This window comes from Micromonospora sp. NPDC049799, from assembly GCF_040656655.1.
Classification (GTDB): domain Bacteria; phylum Actinomycetota; class Actinomycetes; order Mycobacteriales; family Micromonosporaceae; genus Micromonospora.
Window position 1 is genome coordinate 1 of sequence record NZ_JBFAMU010000379.1, and the last position, 4818, is coordinate 4818.

Consider the following 4818-nt stretch of genomic DNA (forward strand, 5'->3'; position numbering starts at 1 on the left):
GTGGCTGCCGCGACCGCGGCGTCCAGGCCGTGCAGCACGTCACTGTCCACCGTCGTGGGCGCCGACGCCGCCGCGAGCAGACCACCGCCGTCCAGGTCGACCACCGCGACCTTGGTGTACGTCGAGCCGACGTCGGCGCAGACGGCGACGTTCACGCCGCCGGCGGTACGACCACGGTGCCGGTCGCGGTGACCGCCACCACCGGCTCGTCGAGGACCTCGGCGGCGGACTCCCCCTTGTCGGGGCGCCCCCGGCACACCACCCGCGCTTCGAAGTCGAGGGTGCGGCTGCGGGTGCCCACCCGGGTCACCGTCGCGGTCACCTCCAGCACGTCGCCGGCCTTCATCGGCGCCCGGAACTGCACGTCGGAGTAGGACGCGAACAGGCCCTCGTCGCCGTCGGTGCGGATGCACACCTCGGTGGCGACGTCCCCGAACAGGCCCAGCGCGTACGCGCCGTCGACCAGGTTCCCCGCGTAGTGGGCGTGCGCGTACGGCACGTACCGCCGGTGCGTCACCGTCAAACCCAGCCGTGCGTCGCTCATGCCGGCACCTTCCTGTTCGTGATCAACGCGTGCACCAGGTACGACGCGACCTCGCCCGGGGTGGTGCCCCGGCCGAAGATCCGGTCGACACCCAGCTCGCCGGCCATCTTCTCGTCGAAACGGGGACCGCCGACGATCAGCAGCGGACGCTTCCCGGCCGGCATGGCCTCCCGGAACGCCGCCGACATCTCCCGCGTGTTGTGCAGGTGCGCGTCGCGCTGCGTCACCACCTGCGACACCAGCACCGCGTCGGCCTTCTCCACCCGGGCGGCCTCCACCAGCTCCGGCACGCTGACCTGCGCGCCCAGGTTGGTGACCTTCAACTCCCGGTAGTACTCCAGGCCCTTCTCCCCCGCGATGCCCTTGACGTTGAGGATCGCGTCGATGCCGACGGTGTGCGCGTCGGTGCCGATGCACGCACCCACCACCGACAGCTTGCGGCGCAACTGCCGCTTCACCACCGCGTTGACCTCCTTGGCGCCCAGCAGCGGGTAGTCACGCTCCACCACCTGCACCGCGGACAGGTCCACCAGGTGGTTCACCCGCCCGTACACCACGAAGAACGTGAACCCGTCGCCGACGGGCTTGGCGTGCACCAGCATCGCCGGGTCGATGCCCATCTTCGCCGCGAGCTGCACCGCCGCGCCCTCGGCCCGCTTGTCGTGCGGCACCGGCAGCGTGAACGACACCTGCACCATGCCGTCACCGGTGGTGTCCCCGTACGGCCGGACGATCGTCTTGTCACTCACGACGCCTGCTCCAGGATGTCGGTGGCCGGGTTGTAGTAGCCGGCCTCGTGCCGCGCGACCCCGTCGAGGCCCTTGCCCCGGTCCGCGGGCCGCTTCATGATCCCGAACGTGCCCTCGGCGATCGCCGTCAGCAGCGACTGCTCCCCGATCCGCTCCAACAGGTCCAGCGCCTCACCGAGGACCCGGTTGGCGCGCTGCTGGATGAACCCGCCCGGCGCGGGCACGAAGTCCTCGTGCAGCCCCCCGGCCGCGCCGAGCACGTACCGCACGTTCTGCAGGGCGATGTCCCGGTCCGACAGCCACGGCGTCACCACCGCCTCGGTCATCATTCCCACCAGCAGGATCCCCTGCCCGGTCATCGTGCCCACCAGGTTGAAGAACCCGTCGAGCAGGTTGCCCCGGAACACGTCACCGGTCATGTGCTTCGTCGGCGGCATCCACTTCAGCGGCGCGTCCGGGAACAGCTCCCGCGCCAGCAGCGCGTGCGCCAGCTCCAACCGGAACGACTCCGGCACGTCCGGGTTGATCTCGAACGCGTGCCCCAGCCCCAACTGCCAGTCCGCCAGGCCCGCCTCGTGCGCGAAATACTCGTTGAGCAGCTGCGACACCGTCACCGTGTGCGCCTCGTCCACCGCGTCGGCGGTGGTCAGGTAGTTGTCCTCACCGGTGTTGATGATGATCCCCGCCCGGGCGTGCACCTGCCGCGAGAACCGCTGGTCCACGAACGTGCGGATCGGGTTGATGTCGCGGAACAGGATCCCGTACATCGAGTCGTTGAGCATCATGTCCAGGCGTTCCAGACCGGCCAGGGTCGCCATCTCCGGCATGCACAGACCCGACGCGTAGTTCGTCAGACGCACGTACCGGCCCAACTCCCGCGACGACTCATCCAACGCCGCCCGCATCAGCCGGAAGTTCTCCTGCGTCGCGTACGTCCCGGCGAACCCCTCCCGGGTCGCGCCCTCCGGCACGTAGTCCAGCAGCGACTGCCCCGTCGACCGGATCACCGCGATCACGTCCGCGCCCGCCCGCGCCGCCGCCTGCGCCTGCGGAATGTCCTCGTAGATGTCCCCGGTCGCCACGATCAGGTAGATCCACGGCCGCTGCTTCGGATCCCCGTACCGTCTCACCAGGCGCTCCCGCTCGACCCGGCGCCGGTCGACCAGCCGGATCCCGGCCGCGACCGCCTTCCGCGCGGCCCGGCGGGCGGCCGTGGCCGCCCTGCCCGACGGCACCACGAACCGCACCGACCCGGCCGCGGCCTTCTGCGCCAGCAACGTCACATCCGTGACACCCTCACGGGCCATCGCGTCGAACACCGGCCCCGCGACCCCGTGCCCCAGACCCACGTCCGCGACCACCGCGTCGACCAGCCGGTTCACCCACGGAATACCGTCCGGGTCCGCGCCGCTCACCCCGGCCAGCCGCAGCACCGCCCGCTCCACCGACACCGTGGTGTGACTGCGCGCCAACTCCACCACCGGCGCCCCGGCACGGCGCGCCAACTCCCGCGCCCGCGCCACCAGCGCCGGATCCAGGTCAAGCTTCTGTGTCACGAACTGCCTTCCTCGTAGATGACCTCACCGCGCAGCACCGTGCGCCGGCACACCGGCAACGGCGTCGGATCCTCCGGACCCCGCAGCTCCGGGTCCTCGGCCAGCAGCACCGGCAGACCCCGGTCCACCCCCGCCGGGGTCTCCCACACCGCGAACGTCGCCGGCGCACCCAACGCCAGCACACCCTCGCTGTCCAGGTGCACCGCCCGCCACCCACCCCGGGTGTGCGCCGCGAACGCCGCCCGCACACTCATCCGCTGCGACGGGTTGTGGTGCGCCGCCGCCGCCCGCACCGACCCCCACGGATCCAGCGGCGTCACCGGCGAATCCGACCCGAACGCCAACGCCACCCCCACCGAGTGCATCGCACCCATCGGGTTGGACTCCAACGACCGGTCCAGACCCAACCGCGACTCGTACATCCGGCCCGCGCCACCCCACAACCGGTCGAACGCCGGCTGCATCGACGCCACGATCCCGTACTCCACGAACCCGGCGATCAACCGCTTGCTCATGATCTCCGCGTGCTCCACCCGGTGCCGGGCCGCCCGCAACCGATCCGTGCCCAACGTCCCCGCCGCCGCCGCGAACCCCTCCAGCACCGTGGAGATCGCCGCGTCACCGATCGCGTGGAACCCGCCCTGCATCCCGTGCGCCGCGCAGTCCAGCAGGTGGTCACGCACCTGCTCCACGCTCAGGTACCCGTGCCCGCACGACCCGCCCTCGGAGTCCAGGTACGCCGACGACACGTGCGCCGTCCGCGACCCCAGCGCCCCGTCGGCGAACAGGTCCCCGCCCGCGCCCACCGCGCCCAACTCCCGCGCCCGCGCCGCACCCGACAGCTCACCCCAGTACCCGTACACCTCCGGCACACCGGCACCGGAGATCGCCAGCAACCCGGCGAAGTCCTCCTCGTCGGAGATCTCCGGACCGCCGCACTCGTGCACCGCCGCGATACCCAGCGACGCCGCGTGCGCCAGGGCCACCCGCTGCGCGGCCACCCGCTGCGCCCGGGTCACCGACCCCTGCGCCGCCGCCCGCACCACATGGTGCGCGTCGCGCCGCAACCAGCCCGACGCGTCGTACCCCGGCGCGGCCTGCGCCTCCGGACACGCCGCCAGCAGCGCCGCCGACACCAACGCCGAGTGGATCGACGCCTGCGACAGGTACACCCGCCGCCCACCGGCCGCCCGGTCCAACTCGGCGGCGTCCGGCAGCCGCCGGTCCGCCCAGTTCGACTCGTCCCAACCGTGCCCCAGCACCACCGCGTCGCCCGGCAACCCCGCCGCGAACGCCGACACCGCGTCCAGCAGCTCACCCGCCGACCGCACCGACGACAGGTCCAGGCCCGACAACACCAGACCCGTGTCCGTGGCGTGCACGTGCGCGTCCACGAACGCCGGCGTCACCAGCGCCCCGTCCAGCTCCACCACCTGATCGGCGGCCGGCGCGTCACCGGCCGCACCCAACCAGGCGATCCGGCCGTCGCGCACCAGCAGCGCCGTCGCGCTCGGATCCGCCGGACAGTGCAGCACGCCACCGCGGTACAACGTCGAGGGGTTCGTCATGGCACTCAGTCTGCCGCCAGCCGCGCCTCGAAGAGACGACGCACCCCCGGCTCGGAGCGCAACAGCCCCATCGCCAGCTCCGCGTGCCCCGGCACGTACCCGTTACCCACCAGCATCGTCACGTCCGCCGCCAGGCCCTCCGCGCCCAACGCCGCCGCCGCGAAGCTCGTCGCCATCGAGAAGAAGACCACCGTGCCGCCGTCGGCGGTGGCCAGCACCGCGCCGTGCTCGCAGCCCGGCACGTCCACGCACACCACCGTCACGTCCGCCGGCGCCCCCAGCGCCGACGTCACCGCCGTCGACAGCGCCACCGGATCCCGCGCGTCGGCCAACGCCACCACCGACGCCAGGCCGGCACCCTCCAACGCGTCGCGCTCCGCCGCCACCGGAACCACCCCGAC

Annotated in this window: 5 protein-coding genes and 1 pseudogene; all 6 read right to left on the minus strand. The window is 72.5% G+C overall.

Annotated features, from left to right (window positions below; genetic code table 11):
• Window positions 1–155 (minus strand): glutamate mutase L (locus tag AB0I76_RS22580; protein ID WP_357038776.1); only part of this gene is annotated, 155 nt, incomplete at its 3' end.
• Window positions 152–544: a hotdog domain-containing protein gene (locus AB0I76_RS22585; RefSeq protein WP_357038764.1), complete on the minus strand. Its 393-nt coding sequence runs from the start codon at window positions 542–544 to the stop codon at window positions 152–154. The genes AB0I76_RS22580 and AB0I76_RS22585, both read right to left, overlap by 4 nt.
• A complete protein-coding gene (locus tag AB0I76_RS22590; RefSeq protein ID WP_357038767.1) occupies window positions 541–1293 on the minus strand; it encodes an OAM dimerization domain-containing protein in 753 nt (250 codons plus the stop codon). The genes AB0I76_RS22585 and AB0I76_RS22590 overlap by 4 nt, the downstream gene beginning before the upstream one ends.
• Window positions 1290–2849, minus strand: coding sequence for a lysine 5,6-aminomutase subunit alpha (locus AB0I76_RS22595; RefSeq protein ID WP_357038770.1), 1560 nt, complete (start codon window positions 2847–2849; stop codon window positions 1290–1292). Before AB0I76_RS22595 ends, AB0I76_RS22590 begins: the two co-directional genes overlap by 4 nt.
• Window positions 2846–4417 (minus strand): amidohydrolase family protein, encoded by a 1572-nt coding sequence (locus tag AB0I76_RS22600; protein WP_357038773.1) that lies wholly within the window; start codon window positions 4415–4417, stop codon window positions 2846–2848. The genes AB0I76_RS22595 and AB0I76_RS22600 overlap by 4 nt, the downstream gene beginning before the upstream one ends.
• A 5-nt stretch (window positions 4418–4422) precedes the next feature.
• Window positions 4423–4818: pseudogene (locus AB0I76_RS22605) on the minus strand (zinc-binding alcohol dehydrogenase); the annotation flags it as partial.